This window comes from Pseudomonas sp. GD03903, assembly GCF_029840045.1.
Classification (GTDB): Bacteria; Pseudomonadota; Gammaproteobacteria; order Pseudomonadales; family Pseudomonadaceae; genus Pseudomonas; species Pseudomonas pseudonitroreducens.
Window position 1 is genome coordinate 65,415 of the sequence record NZ_JAOCBT010000027.1, and the last position, 21,940, is coordinate 87,354.

The window sequence follows — 21,940 nt, forward strand, 5'->3', positions numbered from 1 at the left end:
CGGACCATTCCCGTGTCCAGCGGCAGCAGGATAAATCTGCTGTGCCGCGACTACGTTTCCTGCCTGTTGTGTAAGAACAAGCACTCATCAGGAGGAGGAATCGACTGTCAGATGCGGACGATATAGTGCGTCTACGTTCAAGGCAGGCGTTCAAGGCATGAACGCAACGCAATCCGACAGTTGTGCATCTCCGCCCTGCACATTTCCTTAAGAGCCGGGTGCCACTCGCTGAATCCGGGAGCGGGGTTGGCTTTTATCACGGCGACCTTGGCTGCCGTGGTCATGTCTCAAGGCCTGGGTTTCGAGGCGCTGTCGGCGCGAGAATCGCTCGGGCCGTTGCAACGCTTCCGGGGACTGCCTGGTGTCCTTTCAATGTGTTTGCAGGCGGTTGGGGATGGCGATTACGCGATCATCCGCAGGCCTGGCCACTTTTGGCGGCCTCCCGAATATAGCAGCAATGATTAAGTGCTTCAATTGAATGAAAAATTGTTATTATATCCGGATGACAAATCCCGCCCCTCCGACTTCCGGCGTTCAGCTGCTTGAGGTCGCGCCGGAGTATGCCGGCCAACGAATCGACAATTTCCTCCGCACTCAGCTCAAGGGCGTGCCCAAGACGCTGATCTACCGCATCCTGCGCAAGGGTGAAGTGCGGGTAAACAAGGGGCGCATCAAGCCCGAGTACAAGCTGCAGGCTGGCGACGTGGTGCGCGTGCCGCCGTTGCGCCTGGCCGAGCGTGATGAGCCGGTGCCGCTGGCCCAGGGGCTGCTGGAGCGCCTGGAGGCCGCCATCGTCTTCGAGGACAAGGCGCTGATCGTGGTGAACAAGCCCACCGGTATCGCCGTGCACGGTGGTAGCGGGCTGAACTACGGGGTCATCGAAGCCTTCCGTCAGTTGCGCCCTGAGTGCAAGGACCTGGAGCTGGTGCATCGCCTAGACCGTGATACGTCCGGCCTGCTGATGATCGCCAAGAAGCGCAGCATGTTGCGTCACCTTCACGACGCCCTGCGCGGCGAGCGTATTGTGGATAAGCGCTACCACGCTCTGGTGCGCGGCAACTGGCCGGCGGCGAAGAAGCAGATCGCCGTGCCGCTGCTGAAGAACAATCTGCGCTCCGGTGAGCGCGTGGTGGAAGTGAATCCCGAGGGCAAGGAAGCGCTGACCGAGTTCAAGGTGCTGCGACGTTTCGGTGACTTTGCCACATTGGTGGAGGCGCGCCCGATTACTGGTCGTACTCACCAGATCCGTGTGCATGCCAAGCATGCTGGCCACTCCATTGCGGGCGATCCCAAGTACGGCGACGAGGATTTCTCCCGCGAAATCCGCGAGCTGGGCGGCAAGCGCCTGTTCCTGCATTCCGCGTTCCTGCGGGTGCCGATGCCTGATGGTTCGGTGCTTGAGTTGGAGGCGCCGGTGGACGATATCTGGCTGCGTACCGTGGAGCGCCTGGATGCGTGAGTATTCCCTGCTGATCTTCGATTGGGATGGCACGCTGGTGGATTCCATCGGCCGTATCGTCGAGGCGATGCGCGTCGCGGCGGTCAATTCCGCTCTGCCCGAACGCAGCGAGGAGGCGATCAAGGGAATCATTGGTCTGGGGTTGCCGGAGGCCATCCAGACGCTGTATCCGGAGGTAGAGGAAGGCGAGCCGCTGGATCGCTTCCGTCTTGATTACGGCAATCACTATCTGAGCCTGGAAGTGCAACCTTCTCCGCTGTTCCCTGGTGTTGCCGAGGCCATGCTCGAATTTCGCGATGCGGGCTACCAGTTGGCGGTCGCCACCGGGAAGAATCGCCGTGGCCTGGATCGCGTGCTGGCGGGGCAGGGCTGGACGGACTTCTTCGATATCACCCGTGCTGCCGATGAGTCGGCGAGCAAGCCGGATCCACGCATGCTGCATGAGATTCTCGAGCATTGCCGGGTTGATGCTGGTGATGCGCTGATGGTGGGCGATTCGCCCTTCGATCTGGAGATGGCGCGCCGCGCTGGCATGGATTCGGTGGCGGTGGGCTATGGTGCTCAGTCGCTGGAGATCCTTCGGGAGTATGCTCCGGCGCTGGAAGTGAATCATTTCAATGAATTGCGCGCCTGGCTCGCCGGGCGTTCGGTCAAACCAGTGCTCGAGGTAGGCAACTGATGTCGGATGAATGGAAGGCGGACGATAGCAAGGCTGCACAAACCGCGGCGAGCGACGACAAGAGCTGGAAGCTGCTGGAGAAGGCTGTGCTGGCCGGCGTCCAGGAGCAGCGCCGGTCGCGGCGCTGGGGCATCTTCTTCAAGTTGCTGACCTTCGTTTATCTGTTCGGTGCGCTCGCGCTGTTCAGTCCCTTCAGTGGCTTGTCCAAGTCCGCGTCGCGCAGCGCCAGCCATACGGCGCTGATCGAGGTGAAGGGAATGATCGCCGACAACGAGGCGGCCAGTGCCGACAATATCGTCGGTGCGCTGCGTTCCGCGTTCGAGGATGCCGGCACCAAGGGTATCGTCCTGCGTATCAATAGCCCGGGCGGAAGCCCGGTACAGTCCGGCTATATCTACGATGAAATCAAGCGGTTGCGCGGTGAGCATCCGGATATCAAGGTCTACGCGGTCATCAGTGATCTGGGGGCTTCTGGTGCCTACTACATCGCCAGTGCGGCCGACGAGATCTACGCCGACAAGGCCAGCCTGGTGGGCTCCATCGGTGTGACGGCGGCGACTTTCGGCTTCGTCGGCACCATGGAGAAGCTGGGCGTGGATCGTCGCATCTATACCTCGGGCGAGCACAAGGCGTTCCTCGATCCCTTCCAGCCGCAGAAGGCGGATGAAACCGCCTTCTGGCAGCAGGTGCTGGACACCACTCACAAGCAGTTCATCGATGTGGTGAAGAAGGGCCGCGGTGACCGCCTGAAGGACAAGGATCATCCGGAGCTGTTCTCTGGTCTGATCTGGTCTGGCGAGCAGGCGCTGCAACTGGGTTTGATCGATGGTCTGGGTAGCTCCAGCTACGTGGCGCGCGAGATCATCAAGGAGAAGGAGATCGTGGACTACACCGTCCAGGAAACCGCCTTCGATCGCTTTACCAAGAAGCTGGGCGCCAGTGTCGCCGAGCGCCTGGCAATGTGGATGGGCTTCCAGGGGCCGGCGCTGCGCTGAATGCTCTTCCTTATATAAGGAAGGAAAAGGCCCGGCGATTGCCGGGCCTTTTCGTTTCGGCCTTGCGGGTCAGGCCTTTTTTTTCAGGGTACGGGTACCTGTTCGGCAAGCAGCATGTCCACCAGGCGAATCAGCGGCAGGCCGATCAGGCTGGTGGCGTCTTCGCCTTCGGTGGCGCGGAACAGGCTGACGCCCAGGCCTTCGGCCTTGAAGCTGCCGGCGCAGTCGAAGGGCTGTTCGGCTTCGAGGTAGCGGCGGATGCGTGCTTCGTCGAGTTCGCGAAAATGCACGGTAAACGGCACGCAGGCGACCTGGGCCTGGCCGCTCTGGCTGTTCAGCAGGCAGAGGCCGGTGAGGAAGCTGACGCTCCTGCCGCTGGCGTCCTTCAGTTGTGCGGTGGCGCGCTCGATATCGTGCGGTTTGCCGAGAATCCGGCTGCCATTCACTGCGGCCTGGTCCGAGCCGATGATCAGGTGTGCGGGGTAGCGCTGGGCGAGGGCGTGCGCTTTGCTTTGCGCCAGTCGGCGCACCAGTTGCTCGGCGTCTTCGCCGGGCAGGGCTGTTTCGTCGATGTCGGGGCTGGCACATTCGAACGGCAGGCGCAGGCGCTGCAGCAGTTCGCGGCGGTAAGGCGAGCTGGAAGCAAGGATCAGGGGTAACATGGATAATTCCTTCGGGGCGTCGCCGCGATTCTAGCGAAAAGGGCTGTCCATACAGCGGTTTATGGCTAATTTCCTTTGACAGCTTCGGGTGCATCCCTATAATGGCGCGCTTATGTTGAATGGACCGATACCACCTCACGTTGATCCGCGCAAATTGGTAGAGCGCGCCGCCACCCTCGAAGGTGAGCTGCCGATCGCCAAGATGCCACGTCTCAACGAGCAACTGACCAGCAGTGATGGCAAGATTCACGCGAAGTTTTCCTTCTTCCGTGATGAGCAGAAGCTGGCGGTCATGCACGTCGAACTCGACGCCGAGGTGAGCATGGTATGCCAGCGCTGTCTCGAGCCGGCCAACTTCCATGTGGGTGGTGAGTACGATTACGTCATCATCCCGGAAGGCAAGTCGATCGATGATCTGCCCAGTGGCTACGATGCATTGGAGGTGGGGGATGACCCCATCGACCTGACCTCGCTGGCCGAGGACGAGTTGCTGCTCGCCTTGCCCATCGTGCCGGTCCATGATCCTGAGGATTGCCAGCAGCCGGTGGGATACGCTACAGCGCCCGAACCGAGCGAGAACGTCGAAGAGCGGCCCAATCCGTTCAGCGTACTGGCGCAGTTGAAGCGTGACCCAAACGTTTAGGAGTTAATCAATCATGGCTGTTCAGCAGAACAAAAAATCCCGTTCCGCTCGTGACATGCGTCGTTCGCACGATGCCCTGGACGCGAACGCTCTGTCCGTGGAAAAGAGCACCGGTGAAGTTCACCTGCGCCACCACGTCTCCCCGGACGGTTTCTATCGCGGCCGCAAGGTCGTAGACAAAGGCTCTGACGAGTAATCTTTGTCCGCACCAATCATCGCGATTGATGCAATGGGTGGGGACTACGGTCCCCACTGCATTGTTCCGGCCTGCATTTCCTTTCTGGCCGAGTATGCTTCCCTCCAGCTGGTCCTCGTCGGCCAAGCTCCTCTGATAGAAGAACACCTGCGCGGCCTGTCCTCGGCCGAGCGCCAGCGTCTTCATATCCATCACGCCAGCGAAATCGTCACGATGGACGAGCGTCCGTCACAGGCGTTGCGTGGCAAGCCCGACTCCTCCATGCGTGTTGCCCTCGAACTGGTTCGGGATGGCAAGGCCCATGCGTGTGTCAGTGCCGGCAACACCGGTGCGTTGATGGCGCTGTCGCGCTACCTGCTCAAGACCTTGCCTGGCATCGATCGTCCGGCGATGGTGACTGCCGTGCCGACGCAAACCGGCCATTGCCATCTGCTCGACCTTGGGGCCAATGTCGACTGCAGTGCCGAGCATCTCTACCAGTTCGCGGTGATGGGTGCTGTCGCTGCCGAGGCGCTGGGCAAGCAGAATCCCAGGGTCGCACTGCTGAACGTCGGCACGGAAGACATCAAGGGCAATCAGCAGGTGAAGCTTGCCGCCAGTCTTCTGCAGCAGGCGCAAGGGGTGAACTACATCGGCTACATAGAAGGTGATGGCCTGTATCGCGGGCTGGCTGATGTGGTGGTTTGCGACGGCTTCGTCGGCAACATCCTGCTCAAGTCCAGCGAGGGTTTGGCTGCGATGGTCGCGGCTCGGCTCGAAGAGCTGTTCAACTCCAGTCTGCCGGCCAAGGCCGTCGGGCTGATGGCGATGCCTTTCCTGCGCCGCCTGCGCGGCGACCTTACGCCTTCGCAGCACAATGGTGCGAGTTTCCTGGGTTTGCAGGGCATCGTGGTGAAGAGTCACGGCAGTGCGAAAGAAGAGGGCATCCAGAGCGCCTTGCGCCGGGCGCTGCTTGAAGTTCGCGAGAATCTGCCCCAGCGGCTGCATGGTCGCCTGGAACATCTGCTCTAATGTGACCGCGGTCGTCAGACCGTCATCCAACTGTCAGTTCAGTGCGCCAGGCTCTCGCCGGCGTTATCCATTTGACGACACAGACAAAAGGGACCTGTTGCAATGTCCGCATCCCTCGCCTTCGTATTCCCCGGCCAAGGTTCGCAGTCGCTCGGCATGCTTGCCGAGTTGGGTGCCCAGCACGCCATTGTGCGCGATACCTTTGCCGAAGCTTCCGCTGCTTTGGGTTATGACCTCTGGGCCCTGGTACAGGAAGGCCCCGAAGAGCGCCTGAATCAGACCGACAAGACCCAGCCCGCCATCCTCACCGCTTCCATCGCCCTGTGGCGTCTGTGGCAGGCCGAAGGTGGCGTGCAGCCGGCGTATGTTGCCGGGCACAGCCTGGGTGAGTACTCCGCGCTGGTTGCCGCGGGCAGCCTGGCCTTCACCGACGCGGTGAGGCTGGTCGAGCGCCGTGGCCAATTGATGCAGGAGGCCGTTCCTGCCGGCACCGGCGGCATGGCCGCCATTCTCGGTCTGGAAGACGCTGATGTGCTCGCAGCCTGCGCCGAAGCTGCCCAGGGTGAAGTGGTCAGTGCCGTGAATTTCAACGCCCCTGGTCAGGTCGTGATCGCGGGGGCGGCCAAGGCCGTCGAGCGCGCCATCGAGGCGTGCAAGGCTCGCGGCGCCAAGCGCGCTGTCGCACTGCCGGTCAGCGTGCCGTCGCACTGCGAGTTGATGCGCCCGGCTGCCGAGCGCTTTGCCGAGGCTGTCGAAGCCGTTCACTGGCAGATGCCGCAGATCGCCCTGGTGCAGAACGTCACGGCCCAGGTTCCGGCTGATCTGGCTGCGCTCAAGCGCGACCTGTTGGCGCAGCTGTACAGCCCGGTCCGTTGGGTCGAGAGCGTCCAGTTGCTGGCCGAGAAAGGCGTCACCGACCTGGTCGAATGCGGTCCGGGCAAGGTGCTGGCTGGTTTGAACAAGCGTTGCGCCAAGGGCGTGACCACCCACAACCTGGATTCCGCGGACGCCTTCGGCGCGGCCCGCGCGGCTCTGGCTTGAACAGGAGATAAGGCATGAGTCTGCAAGGCAAGGTTGCCCTGGTTACCGGCGCGAGCCGTGGTATTGGCCAGGCCATCGCACTGGAACTGGGCCGTATGGGCGCCACCGTGGTCGGCACTGCCACCAGCGAATCCGGCGCACAGAAGATTTCCGAGTACCTCAAGGAAAATGGCATCCAGGGTTCGGGTATGGTCCTGGACGTGTCCAACGACGAGTCCGTGACCGCTGTTGTCGAAGCCATCCAGAAAGAATCCGGCGCCCCGGCCATCGTCGTCAATAACGCAGGCATCACCCGCGATAACCTGCTGATGCGCATGAAAGACGATGAGTGGTTCGATGTGGTCAACACCAACCTCAACAGCCTCTACCGTCTGTCGAAAGCCGTCCTGCGCGGCATGACCAAGGCGCGCTGGGGTCGCATTATCAATATCGGCTCCGTCGTGGGCGCCATGGGCAATGCCGGGCAGACCAACTACGCGGCCGCCAAGGCCGGCCTGGAAGGCTTCACCCGCGCCCTGGCGCGCGAAGTCGGTTCCCGTGCTATCACTGTCAACGCGGTTGCTCCGGGCTTCATCGACACCGACATGACTCGTGAGTTGCCCGAAGCCCAGCGTGAAGCACTGCTCGGCCAGATTCCGCTGGGTCGACTGGGACAAGCCGAAGAGATCGCCAAAGTGGTAGCATTCCTCGCTTCCGAGGGCGCAGCTTATGTAACGGGTGCCACGGTACCGGTGAATGGCGGAATGTACATGAGCTGATGTGACGAGTTCCTTCGTGGCGATGTCATATGCGCTGTCTAAAATTCTCCAAGCGTCGTGACGCTGGAATAGACAGAGCATCTGGATTGCCGGGAAGGGGCGTCAGCGTTCAGCTTGAAATGCAGAAAACCCTTTCTATACACTTACCCGCAGCCCAGCTGTACGGATTGTCCATAGGAGTGAAAACAAGGTATGAGCACCATCGAAGAACGCGTCAAGAAGATCGTTGCTGAGCAACTCGGCGTTAAGGAAGAAGAGGTTACCAACAGCGCTTCCTTCGTCGAAGACCTGGGCGCCGACTCCCTTGACACCGTTGAGCTGGTGATGGCTCTGGAAGAGGAATTCGAGACCGAAATCCCCGACGAGCAAGCCGAAAAGATCACCACCGTTCAGGAAGCCATCGACTACATCGTTGCCCACCAGGCATAAGACGTAGTCGTCGGTTCCCCGACGAAAGAAGCCGCACGGCCTGCAAAGGCGTGCGGCTTTTCTTTAACGCCGGCATCAGCCGGCGTTATTGCCGTGAAACACATGAGAGGAAGTCACAGTGTCGCGTAGACGCGTAGTCATCACTGGCATGGGAATGTTGTCGCCCCTGGGTGTGGATGTGCCGAGCAGTTGGGAAGGCATTCTCGCCGGGCGCAGCGGTATCGCCCCGATCGAACACATGGACCTGTCCGCCTTTGCCACCCGTTTCGGCGGCTCGGTGAAAGGGTTCGACGTCGAGCAATACATGTCCGCCAAGGAAGCTCGCAAACTCGACCTGTTCATCCAGTACGGCCTGGCTGCCAGCTACCAGGCGGTGCGCGATTCCGGCCTGGAAGTCACCGACGCCAACCGGGAGCGCATCGGCGTTGCCATCGGTTCGGGCATCGGCGGTCTGACCAACATCGAAAACACCTGTCGTTCGCTGTTCGAGCAGGGCCCGCGGCGCATCTCGCCGTTCTTTGTCCCTGGCTCGGTCATCAACATGGTTTCCGGGTTCCTGTCGATCAACCTCGGTCTGCAGGGCCCCAACTACGCCATCACCACCGCCTGCACCACCGGCACCCACAACATCGGCATGGCCGCACGCAACATCGCCTACGGCGACGCTGACGTGATGGTTGCCGGTGGCTCCGAAATGGCGGCCTGTGGTCTTGGCCTGGGCGGCTTCGGCGCCGCTCGCGCGCTGTCCACCCGCAACGACGAGCCGACCAAGGCCAGCCGTCCGTGGGACCAGGACCGCGACGGTTTCGTGCTTTCCGACGGCGCAGGCGCGCTGGTACTGGAAGAGCTGGAGCACGCCAAGGCTCGTGGCGCGCGTATCTATGCTGAGGTCGTCGGCTTCGGCATGAGCGGTGACGCCTTCCACATGACCGCTCCGCCAGAAGATGGCGCCGGTGCTGCCCGCTGCATGAAAGCCGCGCTGCGCGATGCCGGGCTGAACCCCGAGCAGGTCGACTACATCAACGCCCATGGCACCTCGACGCCGGCCGGCGACATCGCGGAAATCGCCGCGGTGAAATCCATCTTCGGCGACCACGCCTACCAGCTGTCGATGAGCTCGACCAAGTCCATGACCGGCCACCTGCTGGGTGCTGCCGGTGCGGTCGAGGCGATCTTCTGCGTGCTTGCGTTGCGTGATCAGGTTGCCCCGCCGACCATCAACCTGGACAACCCCAGCGAAGGCTGCGACCTCGACCTGGTCGCCCACCAGGCCAAGGAGCGTCCGATCGAGGTGGCCCTGTCCAACTCCTTCGGCTTCGGTGGCACCAACGGTTCCCTGGTGTTCCGCCGGTTCCACGGCTGATGCTGAGCTGGATCGACGGCCAGAGCGCCGAGGTACTGTCCGCGCGTGATCGCGGACTGGCCTACGGCGACGGGCTGTTCGAGACCATTCGCGTGTCCGCAGGCCGTCCGCGCCTGCTGGCGCGCCATCGGGCAAGGCTGGAAGAGGGCGTCAGGCGCCTGTCCCTGCCGGTCTCGCTCGATCTCGTCGAAGATGAAGTCCTGCGTTTCTCCGCCCTGCTCGGTGATGGTGTCGCCAAGCTGATGCTGACCCGCGGCGAAGGCGCGCGCGGCTACGCGCCACAGGCCGACGCCCAGGTGCGTCGACTGTTGCTGGCCTCGCCCGCGCCGGCTTACCCGGCGAAGAACCGGGAGGAGGGCGTAAGGCTCTTCTCCTGCGCCACCCGCCTGGCCGAGCAGCCCCTGCTGGCCGGCCTCAAGCACCTCAATCGCCTGGAGCAGGTCCTGGCTCGCGCCGAATGGAGCGATCCGGCATTCGCCGAAGGTTTGATACGCGATGTTTCCGGGCGCATCGTCGAAGGCGTGTTCAGCAACCTGTTCCTGGTCCGCCAGGGTGAGCTGATCACCGCCGAGCTCAGCCGCTGCGGCGTTGCTGGCGTAATGCGCGCGGAGATTCTCGAGCGCGCGCGCGACCTGGGGTTGCCGGTTATCGTCGGCGACATCGAGTACAGCGAACTGGCGCGCGCCGATGAGGTCTTTCTCTGCAACAGTCTCTACGGTATCTGGCCGGTGCGCGGTGTGGCCGAGTTCGCTTGGCCGGTCGGGGCGCTGACCCGTAAACTGCAGGGCCAACTCCGCGAACTTCTGGATTCCTGATACGTGATGCGCAAATTGCTGGTGCTGCTGGAAGGCGGCCTGCTGCTGGCCGGGCTTGTGCTGGGCCTGGCGGCCTGGGAGCAGCAGCGCGCGCTGCAGCAACCGCTCCAGCTCACCGAGGAGCGTCTGCTCGATGCTCCCAGCGGTGCCACCCCCGGTCGCCTGCTGACCCGCCTGGAGGACGAAGAAGTCCTGCACGGTGGTTTCTGGCTGCGCCTGTACTGGCGCTTCAACCTGGCCGGCGAGGCGTTGCACAGTGGTGAATACCGCCTGACGCCCGGCATGACCGCTGCTCAGTTGCTCGACCTGTGGCGAGAGGGTGATGTCGTGCAGTACGGCTTGACCCTGGTCGAGGGCTGGAACTTCCACCAGGTGCGCGAGCTGCTCGCCCGCCAGCCCAAGCTGGAGCAGACCCTGAGCGGCCTCAGCGACGCCGAGGTCATGGCCAGGCTGGGCAAGCCCGGGGTATTCCCCGAAGGGCGCTTCTTCCCCGATACCTACCGCTTCGTCCGCGGCAGCAAGGATGTCGATATCCTCAAGCACGCCTATCAGCGCATGGATAGCATCCTTGCCGAAGAGTGGGGCAAGCGCAGCGAAGACCTGCCCTACAAGGATTCCTACCAGGCGCTGATCATGGCTTCGCTGGTGGAGAAGGAAACCGGCGTGCCCCAGGAGCGCGGCCAGATCGCCGGCGTCTTTGTGCGTCGCCTGCAGAAGAACATGCTGCTGCAGACCGACCCGACCGTCATCTACGGCATGGGCGAGCGTTACGCCGGCAAGATCACCCGCGCCGACCTGCGCGCGCCAACGCCCTACAACACCTACGTGGTTGCCGGCCTGCCGCCGACGCCTATTGCGCTGCCCGGCCGCGAAGCGATCCATGCAGCGCTCAACCCGGTGGCGGGGCAGAGCCTGTACTTCGTCGCCCGCGGCGATGGCAGCCATACCTTCTCCGACAACCTCGACGACCACAACAAGGCCGTCCAGGAGTTCCAGATCAAGCGTCGCGCCGACTACCGTTCCAGCCCGGCGCCCGTGCCGCAGCCGGCGCAGTCGCCGGACGCAGACACTCCCGCCGCAGAGACGCCTGCGGCGCAGTAGCCCGACAACACAAGGAGTGAGCCGAGTGACCGGCCTGTTCATCACCCTGGAAGGCCCCGAAGGCGCGGGCAAGAGCACCAACCGCGAGTACCTGGCCGAGCGCCTGCGCGAGCGCGGCATCGAAGTCCAGCTGACCCGTGAGCCCGGTGGCACGCCGCTGGCAGAGCGCATCCGCGAGCTGCTGCTGGACCCCAGCGACGAAAAGATGGCGGTGGATACCGAACTGCTGCTGGTCTTCGCTGCCCGTGCGCAGCATATCGCCGAGGTAATCCGCCCGGCCCTGGAGCGTGGCGCCGTCGTGCTCTGCGATCGTTTCACGGACGCCACCTACGCCTACCAGGGCGGCGGCCGTGGCCTGCCGGTGGAGCGCATCGCGCAACTGGAAAGCTTTGTCCAGGGCGGCCTGCGCCCCGACCTGACCCTGGTCTTCGACCTGCCGGTGGAAATCGGCCTGTCCCGCGCGGCCGCCCGTGGCCGGCTGGACCGCTTCGAGCAGGAAGGTCGCGACTTCTTCGAGGCGGTGCGCAATACCTACCTGGGGCGCGCCCGAGCCGAGCCGACGCGCTATCACATCCTTGATGCCGCGCAGTCGCTGGCCGAGGTACAGCGTGATCTGGACGGACTGTTGCCGACCCTGCTGGAGCGCCTGAATGGCTGACATCTATCCCTGGCAGCAGGGCCTCTGGCAGCAGCTCAGCGGTCGTCCACGGCATGCTCATGCCTACCTGCTGCATGGCCCGGCCGGTATCGGCAAGCGTGTGCTGGCCGAGAACCTCGTGCACCTGCTGCTCTGCCAACGTCCCGAAGGCGGCAAGGCATGTGGGCAGTGCAAGGCGTGCCTGCTGCTCGCGGCCGGCACCCACCCGGATTACTTCCTGCTGGAGCCGCAGGAGGCGGAAAAGCCCATTCGCGTCGACCAGGTCCGTGAACTGGTGGGTTTCGTGGTGCAAACCGCGCAGTTGGGTGGGCGCAAAGTGGTGTTGCTGGAACCGGCCGAGGCGATGAACCTGAATGCCGCCAACGCGTTGCTGAAAAGCCTTGAGGAGCCGTCCGGCGATACTGTACTGCTGCTGATCAGCCACCAGCCCAGCCGATTATTGCCGACCATCAAGAGCCGCTGCGTACAGCAGGCCTGCCCGCAGCCATCTGCCGAGCAGGCTCGAGCGTGGCTGGCGGGCTCTCTGCCGGACGAGTCGGTGGAGGCGTTGGGCGAGCTGCTGGTGCTGGCTGGCGGCTCGCCGCTCACTGCGCTGCGGCTGCACGGCCAAGGCGTACGCGAGCAACGCGCACAGGTGGTTGAAGGGGTGAAGAAGCTGCTCAAGCAGCAGGTTGCGCCAGGTCAGCTGGCCGAAAGCTGGAATGCTGTACCTTTGCCATTACTGTTCGACTGGTTCTGCGACTGGTCCCTGTTGATCCTGCGCTACCAACTGGCTCGCGATGAAGAAGGGCTGGGCCTGACCGACATGCGCAAGGTCGTGCAGTATCTCGCCGAGAAATCGACACAGCCCAAGGTGCTGGCAATGCAGGACTGGTTGCTGCTGCAACGGCAGAAAGCCCTCAATAAAGCCAACCTCAACCGTGCCTTGCTTCTCGAAGCCTTGCTCGTACAGTGGGCAAGTCTCCCCGGGCCGGGCTAGAATCCGGCCATCGGAAAAATCTGCCAGGACAGCTGAATGAGCTTGCCACCAAATCTGGGTCCGCGTAACGGAATCCTGTCCCTGACCATCAAGGACAAATCCGTGCTGTATGCCGCCTACATGCCGTTCATCCGCAACGGTGGGCTGTTCATTCCGACCAACAAGACCTACAAGCTGGGCGATGAGGTCTTCATGCTGCTCAACCTGATGGATGAGCCGGAGAAGATCCCGGTCGCCGGCAAGGTGGTCTGGATCACGCCCAAGGGCGCCCAGGGCAACCGCGCCGCCGGTATCGGCGTGCAGTTCAACGATGGCGACAATACCGCGCGCAACAAGATCGAGACCTACCTCGCCGGCGCGCTGAAGTCGGACCGCCCGACCCATACCATGTAGCCCATGCCATGCGAGAATGGCAGGCCATACAGGTTGCAAACACGAAGCGCCCCCAGGGGCGCTTCGTCATTTCCGGAGAACGTTTCATGCTGGTCGATTCCCACTGCCACCTCGATCGCCTCGATCTTGCCGCCCACGACGGCTCGCTGGATGCCGCGCTGGACGCCGCCCGCGCGCGTGGCGTCAGCCAGTTCCTGTGTATCGGCGTGAGTGCGGACAATGCCAAGGCAGTGAAGGACCTGGCCGAGCGCTACACCGATGTGCATTGCTCGGTGGGCGTCCATCCGCTGGATCTGGAGCCCGGTGCCGCACCGGCGCTGGACTGGCTGCTGGGCGAGCTGAACCACCCGCGTGTGGTGGCCATCGGCGAGACCGGCCTGGACTATCACTACGAGCCCGAAGCCGCCGAGTTGCAGCAGGAAGCCTTCCGCCTGCACCTGGAGGCCGCCCAGGTCACCGGCAAGCCGGTCATCGTGCATACCCGCGAGGCCCGCGCCGATACCCTGGCACTGCTGCGCGAGGCGGCGCTGCCGCAGGCCGGCGTACTGCACTGCTTCACCGAAGACTGGGAAATGGCCAAGGCGGCTCTGGATATCGGCTTCTACATCTCGCTATCGGGCATCGTCACTTTCCGCAATGCCGAACAGCTGCGCGAAGTGGCGCGTCAGGTACCCGTTGACCGCCTGCTGGTGGAGACCGATTCGCCCTATCTCGCCCCTGTTCCTCACCGCGGCAAGCCGAACCTGCCCGAGTACGTGCGCGAAGTGGCCGAGTATCTGGCGGTACTGCGTGGCGTGAGTTTCGAGACCCTCGCCGAGCAGACCACCGCCAACTTCCGTCGATTGTTCCCGCTGGCAGGTTGATTGCGCCGGCGCCGATACTTTTATGACGCGCAAAAAAAACCCGGGTTCTGGGGGATGAATCCGGGTCAAGACCATTAGGAGTGTAACAATAAGGTACGCGATCCTCGGTACCTTCACCGGCGGGGCACTTGGGGGGAGATGCCGCGCACCGGTATCTACAAGTATTGGTCAAGATGCCGCGGCTGCCACAGGGGGCCGGGTGTTTTTTAAACGGATTTGGAATACATCACACTGCGCTGAGCAGCTTTCTCGGCCGTGCCTGGTTTATTGCCCCGCCAGAACCCCGATCAACCCCAGGGTTTCCTCGATCACCGCCTCGCTGGTGTAGAAGTGCGGCGAGAAGCGGATGCCGGCGCCGCGCTGGATGCACACCACCTGCTCGGCGCGCAGGCGTTCCAGCAGGCGGGTGTTGTCCCAGCCGGCCAGGCTGAAGGTCAGGATGCCGGCGCGCCGGGCCGGGTCCAGCGGGCTGTGCAGTGAAGCGCCGCTGATGCGGCCAAGGCCGTCGTGCAGTTGCTGGACGCGCGCCTGGACCAGCTCGCCCACCGTCGCCATGCCAACATCCTCCAGCAGGCTCAGGCTGGCGTCCAGCGCCACTGCCCCGAGCATGTTCGGGCTGCCGCACTCGAAACGCCGGGCGCTGCGCGCAGGCTGCCAGTCGTCGAGGTTGTAGTTGCCGGCGTTCTCCAGCATGTGCCAGCCGTATTCCTGCAGTGCCAGTTGCTCGCGCTCGGCGGCGCGGCAATAGAACACGCCCAGGCCTTCCGGGCCGAGCATCCATTTGTGGCCGTCGGCCATGGCGAAGGCGCAGTCGTAGGCCTGGACGTCGAAGGGCAGGGCGCCCAGTTGCTGGATGGCATCGATGCAATACAGCACGCCGCGCTGGCGGCATCCCGCGCCGAGGCGCTCCAGATCCATGCGCAGTCCGCTGGCGTACTGTACGGCGCTGATCGACAGCAGGCGCGTGCGCGGGGTGCAGGCGGCCAGCAGGGCACCCTCCGGGTCATCGCCGTCCAGGCTCACCTGGATGACTTCCACGCCGCGTGGCTTCAACGCTTCCCAGACAATGCGGTTGGAAGGGAACTCCTGATCGCTGATCACTACCTGGTCGCCGGCACGCCAGTCCAGGCCGAAGGCGACGAACGACAGCGCCTCGGAGGTGTTCTTCACCAGGGCGATGTCACCGGTGGTCTGGGCATTCACCAGGCGCATCAGGCGCTCGCGCAGGCGCTTCTCGACGGTCAGCCACTGCGGGTAGTCGCGCGCACCCAGCAGGATGTTCTCCCGGGCGAACGCGGCGACGGCGTCTGCGCTTCGTTGGGGCCAGGGGGCAACTGCCGCGTGGTTCAGGTAGCGCAGGCCGGTTTGTTGGGGAAACTCGGAAGAAAAGCTAATCATGTCGGATGATCCGTGCAATTTGGCGCTGAATAGGCATAATACGCGGCTTCGAATTTTGACTATTTTTGACCGAACAGTCTTTTTATGCAGAAAGAGCCGCGCAAGGTTCGCGAATTCCGTCGTCGCGAACAGGAAATCCTCGACACCGCCCTCAAGCTGTTCCTCGAACAGGGCGAAGACAGTGTCACGGTCGAAATGATCGCCGATGCCGTGGGCATCGGCAAAGGCACCATCTACAAGCACTTCAAGTCCAAGGCGGAGATCTACCTGCGCCTGATGCTGGACTATGAGCGCGATCTGGCCGACCTGTTCCACTCCGAAGACGTCGCCCGCGACAAGGAGCGCCTGTCGCGCGCCTACTTCGAGTTCCGCATGCGCGACCCGCAGCGCTACCGCCTGTTCGACCGCCTGGAAGAGAAGGTGGTGAAGACCAGCCAGGTCCCGGAGATGATCGAGGAGCTGCACAAGATCCGCGAGTCCAACTTCGAGCGCCTGAGCCAACTGATCAAGGAGCGCATCGCGGCAGGCAAGCTGGAAGATGTGCCGGCCTACTTCCACTACTGCGCAGCCTGGGCGCTGGTGCATGGCGCCGTGGCGCTGTACCACTCGCCGTTCTGGCGCGAGGTGCTGGAGGACCAGGAGGGCTTCTTCCAGTTCCTCATGGACATCGGCGTGCGCATGGGCAACAAGCGCAAGCGCGACGGCGATACACCTGCCGCCTGAGTCGGCATTCGCGTCGCCCATCGTCGTTCGTGCGACAGGGCGGTCGGTGAGGGTGGGGATATACTTGCATGAGTGATACCCACCGGAGCCGAGCATGATCGTCGACCGCCAGGGCAGGCGCTTCCGCAATCTTCGCGTCAGCCTGACCGCCGCCTGCAACTACGCCTGCACTTACTGTGTGCCGGATGGCAAGCGTCTGGTCGCCGCGCAGGACGAGTTGTCGGCGGAGTCTTTGGTGCGCGGGGTCGCCTTTCTGATCGAGGCCGCTGGTATCGAGCGCCTGCGAGTTACCGGCGGCGAACCGTTGGTCAGTCCAAAGCTCGATGCCTTCCTGCACGGTGTCAGTCGTCTCGGCCTGCAGGACATTGCCATCACCACCAATGGCCAGCTGCTGTCGAAGAAGCTGCCGCTGCTGCTGGACTGCGGCATCCGCCGCCTCAATGTCTCCCTCGATACCCTGGATGCCGATGCTTTCCGGCGCATCGCCCGTGGCGGCGATCTGGGCTCGGTGCTCAAGGGGCTCGACGAGGCCCGCGCGGCGGGCCTGAAGATCAAGCTCAACATGGTCCCGCTGCGCGGACAGAACCTCGACCAGGTCGTGCCGCTGCTGGACTACTGCCTGGAGCACGGCTTCGAGCTGCGCTTCATCGAACTGATGCGCATGGGCCATCTGGCCCGTGATTCCAATGCTTTCAACCAGCAGTTCATCGGCATGCCGGAGCTGCTGGAGCTGATCGGCGAACGTCATCCCTACGTCCAGGCCGATGCGCCGGTGGATGCCACCGCGCTGCGCTACGAAGTGCCGGGGCGGGGCTTCTTTGGCGTGATCGCCAACGAGAGCGTGCCGTTCTGTCGGACCTGTTCGCGGCTGCGCCTGTCCTCCACCGGCTGGCTGCATGGCTGCCTGTCGTCGAGCAATCGCCATTACGTCGGCGACCTGCTGGACAAGCCGCGCCACCAGGCGCTGCCGGCCCTGCAGCGATTGCTGGTGAGCGCCCTGGCGGACAAACAGGAAGTCGCCTTCTCCGGTGGCGTCACCATCATGAAGATCATCGGCGGCTGAGATCGCCCTCAAAACCTGATTAGCCCATGCCCAACGAATTCCCCATTTCCTATATCGAGCCGGTGTTCCGGCCGCCGAGCGAGGCGCACTCGCTCATTCTTCCCGTCACCAACGGCTGCTCGTGGAACCAGTGCGGCTTCTGCGAGATGTATACCCAGCCGCAGAAGAAATTCCGCGCCCGCGACGAGGCCGAGGTGCTGGAGGAGATTCGCCGCTGTGGCGAGCGCCTGATCGTCCAGCGCGTGTTCCTCACCGACGGCGATGCGCTGGTGTTGCCGACACGGCGCCTGCTCAACATCCTGCGCGCGATCCGTGAGCACATGCCTGAGGTGGACCGCGTCTCCAGCTATTGTCTGCCGCGCAACCTGCGCAAGAAGTCGGTGGAGGAGCTGAAGGAGCTGGCCGATGCGGGCCTGCGCATGGCCTATGTGGGCGCCGAGTCCGGCGACGACGAAGTGCTGGCGCGGGTGAACAAGGGCGAGACTTATGCCTCCACGCTGGATGCCCTGCAGAAGCTGGGCGAGGCCGGGATCAAGCGCTCGGTGATGATTCTCAACGGCCTGGGCGGCAGTACGCTGAGCGCCCAGCACGCTGACAACTCGGCGCGCCTGATGAACGAAGCGCAGCCGGAATTCCTCTCCACCCTGGTGGTGAGCTTCCCCACCGGCGAGGAGCGTTATCGAGCAGGCTTCCCGGACTTCCAGCCGTTGTCGCAGGCGGAACTGTTCGTCGAGGTCGAGCGCCTGCTGAGTGCGCTGGAGCTGCGCGACACGGTGTTCCGCAGCGATCATGCGTCCAACTACCTGGTGCTCAAGGGCACGCTGGGAGCGGACAAGGCTCGGTTGCTCGACCAGGTTCGCCAGGCCATCGAGCAGCCGCAGCGCGCGCATCTGCGCCAGGAATGGCAGCGCGGCCTGTGATGGCGCGGAAGCTGCATTGCCTGTCCGAATGCCGGTTTTTCGTCGCCGGCTCCGGAGATTTCCCATGCGCTACCTGATGTTGATCCTTGCCTTCGCCAGCCTGGGCGGCTGCATGAATCCCAGTGACCTGGCCGATGGCACCGACTATTACCTGCGTGATTCGGGCTTCCTCGATCACAGCCAGACCCGCCGTACCTCGAACTGGCGCCTGCAGCAGGACTCCTTCATCTATATCGCCCAGGGTCCGTTCGTACCGCCAGGCCACCCTTACGCACGGCCTAACGTGGTGGCGGAGGAGGCGTTCAAGGGATTCGTCCAGTACTTCCCGCTGGTGCGTCGGGCCAAGAGTCCGTTGGGGCTGGAGGGGGCGATGCAGGAAGCGCGCGCGGCGGGTGCCAATTATCTGTTGTATACCCGCTTTGCCCGTGGGGAAGACAATGTCGGCACCTACGAGGAATATGAGGACACCGACAACGCCGTGGGCCGCGACCGCAGCGTGATCCAGGTGATGCTGATCGAGACCGACAACCGCTACCTGGTCGATAGTGCGACTATCCGCAGCCGCGGCGGTTTTCTGACATTCTATGACGCCAGCCCCGAAGACCTGATCGGGCGGCCGCTGGAAGACTATGCCCGCAGCCTGCTGGGGGTGAAGACGCGAGAGGAGTACCAATGACTGATCCACAGACTCAATCGGACCGGGCCGGCAACCTGCTGGCGCAGATTCCCGCCAGCAAGGACAAGGGGCTGCCGCCGGTGCATCTGTGGAATCCGGATTGCTGCGGCGATATCGACATGCGCATCGCTCGCGACGGCACCTGGTATTACCTGGGCACGCCGATCGGTCGCAAGCCGATGGTGCGGCTGTTTTCCACCATCATCCGCCGCGATGGCGACGATTACTTCCTGGTCACACCGGTGGAGAAGTGCGGGATCACTGTCGATGACGCGCCTTTCGTCGCGGTGACCCTGACGGTCGAAGGGCAGGGCGAGCAGCAGGTGCTGCGCTTCACCACCAATGTCGAGGATGAGGTAGTGGCCGATGCCGCGCATCCGATTCGCGTGGAACTCGATCCGCAGACCCAGGAGCCGTCGCCCTACGTGCTGGTCCGGGTGAATCTGGAAGCGTTGATCCATCGCAACGTGTTCTACCAGCTGGTGGAGCTGGCCGTTCCGCGCGAGATCGACGGTGCCGACTGGCTGGGCGTCTGGAGTTCGGGGGAGTTCTTCCCCATTGCGCCGCAGCCGTGACCTGGCGGTCTGAACGCGAACAGTAGTCCGCGCGATTCACCGCTACAAGTACTTAGCTTGCAAAGAAAAAGGCTCCCGAGGGAGCCTTTTTCATTACCGCCAACGCCTTACATGTTGGGGTAGTTCGGACCGCCGGTGCCTTCCGGGGCTACCCAGGTGATGTTCTGGGCCGGGTCCTTGATGTCGCAGGTCTTGCAGTGTACGCAGTTCTGCGCGTTGATCTGGAAGCGCTTGCTGCCGTCGTCGTTGCTCACCACTTCGTACACGCCGGCCGGGCAATAACGCTGCGCAGGCTCGTCGTAGAGCGGCAGGTTCTTGCCAACCGGGATGCTCGGGTCGGTCAGCTTCAGGTGGATCGGCTGGTCTTCCTCGTGGTTGGTGTTGGAGAGGAACACCGAGGAGAGCTTGTCGAAGCTGAGTTTGCCGTCCGGCTTCGGATAATCGATCTTCGGCGCTTCGCTGGCCTTCTTCAGGGTCGCGTAGTCCGGGGTCGTATCGTGCAGGGTGAACGGAATCTTGCCGCCGAAGATGTTCTGGTCGATGAAGTTGAACGCACCGCCACCGATGGCGCCGAACTTGTGCATCGCCGGGCCGAAGTTGCGGCTGCGGAACAGTTCGTCATACAGCCAGCTGCCCTTGAAGGCCTCGACGTAGTTGCTCAGCTCGTCGCCGCCTTCGCGGCCGGCGAACAGGGCTTCGGCAACCGAGTCGGCGGCCAGCATGCCGGACTTCATCGCGGTGTGGCTGCCCTTGATCTTGGCGAAGTTCAGGGTGCCCAGGTCGCAGCCGATCAGCGCGCCGCCGGGGAAGACCATCTTCGGCAGCGAGTTCAGGCCGCCCTTGCAGATGGCACGAGCGCCGTAGGCCACGCGCTTGCCGCCTTCCAGGTACTGCTTGATCACCGGGTGGTGCTTGTAGCGCTGGAACTCGTCGAACGGCGACAGGTGCGGGTTGGTGTAGGACAGGTCGATGATCAGGCCGACCACCACCTGGTTGTTTTCCAGGTGATAGAGGAAGGAGCCGCCCGGGTTGTCGTCGTTCAGCGGCCAGCCGGCGGTGTGCACCACCAGGCCCTGCTCGTGCTTGGACGGATCGATGTCCCAGATTTCCTTGATGCCGATGCCGTAGTGCTGGGCGTCGGCTTCGCTGTCGAGCTTGTACTTCTTGATCAGTTGCTTGCCGATGTGGCCACGGCAGCCTTCGGCGAACAGGGTGTACTTGGCGCGCAGTTCCATGCCCGGGGTGTAGTAACCCTCTTTCGGATTGCCTTCGCGGTCGACGCCCAGGTCACCGGTGACAATGCCGCGCACTACGCCGTTCTCGTCGATCAGCGCTTCCTGGGCGGCGAAGCCTGGGTAGATCTCGACGCCCAGGCCTTCGGCCTGCTGGGCCAGCCAGCGGCACAGGTTGCCCAGGGAGATGATGTAGTTGCCTTCGTTGTGCATGGTCTTGGGCACGAAGAAGTTCGGCACCTTGGCCGCCGCTTCCGGGCTCTTCAGCACATAGATGTCGTCGCGCTTGACGGGGGTGTTCAGCGGCGCTTCGAGTTCCTTCCAGTTGGGGAACAGCTCGTTCAGCGCGCGGGGCTCGAACACGGCGCCCGAGAGGATGTGGGCGCCCACTTCGGAACCCTTCTCGACCACACAGACGCTGATTTCCTGACCGGCGTCGGCGGCCTTCTGTTTCAGTCGGCAAGCGGCGGACAGACCGGCAGGGCCGGCGCCGACGATGACGACGTCGAATTCCATAAATTCGCGTTCCACTATCGATCTCTCCTGAATCAAGGCTCTGGGCATTTTGTAGGTATTGGGATGGGCGTGCCCCCACCCAGTAAGAGCGGGGCGCATTATAGCTAGACCTGTTGCTATATCTAAACCCTTTATCGAGGGCAATACAAACGTTTGTTTGAATCGCGCGTAACCCTGATAGAATCGGGGTCCGCGGCTTATGAAGGGGTATTTTCGTGTATTGACCCGCCCGGTCGATGCGGTCAAGATACCTGCGGTTTTGCGGTCGCGTTGCGCTGGATGTAGTCGCAGATGGCGTGCACTACCGGCCAGGCCTGTCTGGCGACATTCCTATTCACCGGAGAAAAACGAGGAATCCATGAAGGTTCTTGTAGCTGTCAAACGAGTGGTTGACTATAACGTCAAGGTCCGCGTCAAGGCGGACAACTCCGGCGTCGATCTCGCCAACGTCAAAATGTCCATGAACCCCTTCTGCGAAATCGCCGTGGAAGAGGCTGTACGCCTGAAAGAGAAAGGCGTCGTCACCGAGATCGTTGCGGTCTCCGTCGGCCCGACCGCTGCCCAGGAGCAACTGCGTACCGCGCTGGCTCTGGGTGCTGATCGCGCCATCCTCGTTGAAACCAACGAAGAGCTGAGCTCCCTGGCCATCGCCAAGTCGCTGAAAGCCCTGGTCGACAAAGAGCAGCCGCAGCTGGTCATCCTCGGCAAGCAGGCCATCGACAGCGACAACAACCAGACCGGCCAGATGCTGGCTGCGCTGACCGGCTACGCGCAAGGCACCTTCGCCTCCAA

25 protein-coding genes are annotated in these 21,940 nt (G+C 63.1%); 22 read left to right on the plus strand and 3 right to left on the minus strand.

The window, feature by feature from the left end:
* Positions 1-502 precede the first annotated feature (502 nt).
* Genes rluC through sppA form a run of 3 tightly spaced genes read left to right on the plus strand, consistent with a single transcriptional unit; the run spans position 503 to position 3,133 of the window.
* A complete protein-coding gene (rluC, locus tag N5C91_RS28540; protein WP_236198616.1) occupies positions 503-1,459 on the plus strand; it encodes a 23S rRNA pseudouridine(955/2504/2580) synthase RluC in 957 nt (318 codons plus the stop codon).
* On the plus strand, positions 1,452-2,138 hold the full coding sequence (locus N5C91_RS28545) for an HAD-IA family hydrolase (RefSeq protein ID WP_236170879.1): 687 nt from the start codon (positions 1,452-1,454) through the stop codon (positions 2,136-2,138). The genes rluC and N5C91_RS28545 overlap by 8 nt, the downstream gene beginning before the upstream one ends.
* On the plus strand, positions 2,138-3,133 hold the full coding sequence (gene sppA, locus N5C91_RS28550) for a signal peptide peptidase SppA (protein WP_279833673.1): 996 nt from the start codon (positions 2,138-2,140) through the stop codon (positions 3,131-3,133). Before N5C91_RS28545 ends, sppA begins: the two co-directional genes overlap by 1 nt.
* An 83-nt stretch (positions 3,134-3,216) precedes the next feature.
* Here the strand turns inward: sppA and N5C91_RS28555 are convergent, their stop codons facing one another.
* Positions 3,217-3,795 carry a nucleoside triphosphate pyrophosphatase gene (locus N5C91_RS28555; RefSeq protein WP_236170877.1) on the minus strand — a complete coding sequence of 193 codons (579 nt, stop codon included), beginning with the start codon at positions 3,793-3,795 and terminating at the stop codon, positions 3,217-3,219.
* 112 nt (positions 3,796-3,907) lie between these two features.
* Between N5C91_RS28555 and N5C91_RS28560 the strand changes: the two genes are divergently transcribed.
* From N5C91_RS28560 to N5C91_RS28620, 13 genes are all read left to right on the plus strand, one after another.
* Complete coding sequence (locus tag N5C91_RS28560) at positions 3,908-4,438, plus strand: YceD family protein (protein WP_236170876.1); 531 nt, start codon at positions 3,908-3,910, stop codon at positions 4,436-4,438.
* Positions 4,439-4,451: 13 nt separating this feature from the next.
* The gene (gene rpmF / locus N5C91_RS28565; protein WP_009621425.1) at positions 4,452-4,634 is read left to right on the plus strand and encodes a 50S ribosomal protein L32; all 183 of its coding nucleotides are present in this window, start codon (positions 4,452-4,454) and stop codon (positions 4,632-4,634) included.
* A 3-nt stretch (positions 4,635-4,637) separates the two neighbouring features.
* Entirely contained in the window at positions 4,638-5,645 is a 1,008-nt protein-coding gene (plsX, locus tag N5C91_RS28570) for a phosphate acyltransferase PlsX (protein ID WP_279833676.1), read from the plus strand.
* A 102-nt stretch (positions 5,646-5,747) separates the two neighbouring features.
* On the plus strand, positions 5,748-6,686 hold the full coding sequence (gene fabD / locus N5C91_RS28575) for an ACP S-malonyltransferase (RefSeq protein ID WP_279833678.1): 939 nt from the start codon (positions 5,748-5,750) through the stop codon (positions 6,684-6,686).
* A gap of 14 nt (positions 6,687-6,700) precedes the next feature.
* Entirely contained in the window at positions 6,701-7,444 is a 744-nt protein-coding gene (gene fabG / locus N5C91_RS28580) for a 3-oxoacyl-ACP reductase FabG (protein WP_037014455.1), read from the plus strand.
* Positions 7,445-7,636: 192 nt separating this feature from the next.
* A complete protein-coding gene (acpP, locus tag N5C91_RS28585; protein WP_015477931.1) occupies positions 7,637-7,873 on the plus strand; it encodes an acyl carrier protein in 237 nt (78 codons plus the stop codon).
* Positions 7,874-7,991: 118 nt separating this feature from the next.
* Entirely contained in the window at positions 7,992-9,236 is a 1,245-nt protein-coding gene (gene fabF / locus N5C91_RS28590; protein WP_236198622.1) for a beta-ketoacyl-ACP synthase II, read from the plus strand.
* Positions 9,236-10,051: an aminodeoxychorismate lyase gene (pabC, locus tag N5C91_RS28595; protein ID WP_279833681.1), complete on the plus strand. Its 816-nt coding sequence runs from the start codon at positions 9,236-9,238 to the stop codon at positions 10,049-10,051. Before fabF ends, pabC begins: the two co-directional genes overlap by 1 nt.
* 6 nt (positions 10,052-10,057) lie before the next feature.
* A complete protein-coding gene (gene mltG / locus N5C91_RS28600; RefSeq protein ID WP_279833705.1) occupies positions 10,058-11,152 on the plus strand; it encodes an endolytic transglycosylase MltG in 1,095 nt (364 codons plus the stop codon).
* Between the two features lie 25 nt (positions 11,153-11,177).
* Positions 11,178-11,810: a dTMP kinase gene (tmk, locus tag N5C91_RS28605; protein ID WP_236170872.1), complete on the plus strand. Its 633-nt coding sequence runs from the start codon at positions 11,178-11,180 to the stop codon at positions 11,808-11,810.
* Complete coding sequence (locus N5C91_RS28610) at positions 11,803-12,789, plus strand: DNA polymerase III subunit delta' (RefSeq protein ID WP_279833683.1); 987 nt, start codon at positions 11,803-11,805, stop codon at positions 12,787-12,789. The genes tmk and N5C91_RS28610 overlap by 8 nt, the downstream gene beginning before the upstream one ends.
* A gap of 36 nt (positions 12,790-12,825) precedes the next feature.
* Positions 12,826-13,182 (plus strand): PilZ domain-containing protein, encoded by a 357-nt coding sequence (locus N5C91_RS28615; RefSeq protein ID WP_009621447.1) that lies wholly within the window; start codon positions 12,826-12,828, stop codon positions 13,180-13,182.
* A gap of 86 nt (positions 13,183-13,268) precedes the next feature.
* Positions 13,269-14,045, plus strand: a complete 777-nt coding sequence (locus N5C91_RS28620; protein WP_236170870.1) for a TatD family hydrolase — start codon at positions 13,269-13,271, stop codon at positions 14,043-14,045.
* A 264-nt stretch (positions 14,046-14,309) separates the two neighbouring features.
* Here the strand turns inward: N5C91_RS28620 and N5C91_RS28625 are convergent, their stop codons facing one another.
* Positions 14,310-15,443: an aminotransferase class V-fold PLP-dependent enzyme gene (locus N5C91_RS28625; protein ID WP_279833685.1), complete on the minus strand. Its 1,134-nt coding sequence runs from the start codon at positions 15,441-15,443 to the stop codon at positions 14,310-14,312.
* A gap of 84 nt (positions 15,444-15,527) precedes the next feature.
* On the opposite strand from N5C91_RS28625, the gene N5C91_RS28630 reads away from it, so the two are divergent.
* From N5C91_RS28630 to N5C91_RS28650, 5 genes are all read left to right on the plus strand, one after another.
* Positions 15,528-16,166, plus strand: a complete 639-nt coding sequence (locus N5C91_RS28630; protein ID WP_236170868.1) for a TetR/AcrR family transcriptional regulator — start codon at positions 15,528-15,530, stop codon at positions 16,164-16,166.
* A gap of 94 nt (positions 16,167-16,260) precedes the next feature.
* Positions 16,261-17,229 carry a radical SAM protein gene (locus N5C91_RS28635; RefSeq protein WP_279833687.1) on the plus strand — a complete coding sequence of 323 codons (969 nt, stop codon included), beginning with the start codon at positions 16,261-16,263 and terminating at the stop codon, positions 17,227-17,229.
* Positions 17,230-17,255: 26 nt separating this feature from the next.
* The gene (locus tag N5C91_RS28640; protein ID WP_279833689.1) at positions 17,256-18,149 is read left to right on the plus strand and encodes a radical SAM protein; all 894 of its coding nucleotides are present in this window, start codon (positions 17,256-17,258) and stop codon (positions 18,147-18,149) included.
* Between the two features lie 64 nt (positions 18,150-18,213).
* The gene (locus N5C91_RS28645) at positions 18,214-18,825 is read left to right on the plus strand and encodes a DUF4823 domain-containing protein (protein WP_236198630.1); all 612 of its coding nucleotides are present in this window, start codon (positions 18,214-18,216) and stop codon (positions 18,823-18,825) included.
* Positions 18,822-19,400, plus strand: a complete 579-nt coding sequence (locus tag N5C91_RS28650; protein ID WP_279833692.1) for a DUF1285 domain-containing protein — start codon at positions 18,822-18,824, stop codon at positions 19,398-19,400. Before N5C91_RS28645 ends, N5C91_RS28650 begins: the two co-directional genes overlap by 4 nt.
* Before the next feature lie 107 nt (positions 19,401-19,507).
* Here the strand turns inward: N5C91_RS28650 and N5C91_RS28655 are convergent, their stop codons facing one another.
* The gene (locus N5C91_RS28655) at positions 19,508-21,196 is read right to left on the minus strand and encodes an electron transfer flavoprotein-ubiquinone oxidoreductase (RefSeq protein WP_275094671.1); all 1,689 of its coding nucleotides are present in this window, start codon (positions 21,194-21,196) and stop codon (positions 19,508-19,510) included.
* 310 nt (positions 21,197-21,506) lie between these two features.
* Here N5C91_RS28655 and N5C91_RS28660 point away from each other — a divergent pair.
* A partial coding sequence (locus tag N5C91_RS28660) for an electron transfer flavoprotein subunit beta/FixA family protein (protein WP_233299426.1) occupies positions 21,507-21,940 on the plus strand: 434 nt, incomplete at its 3' end.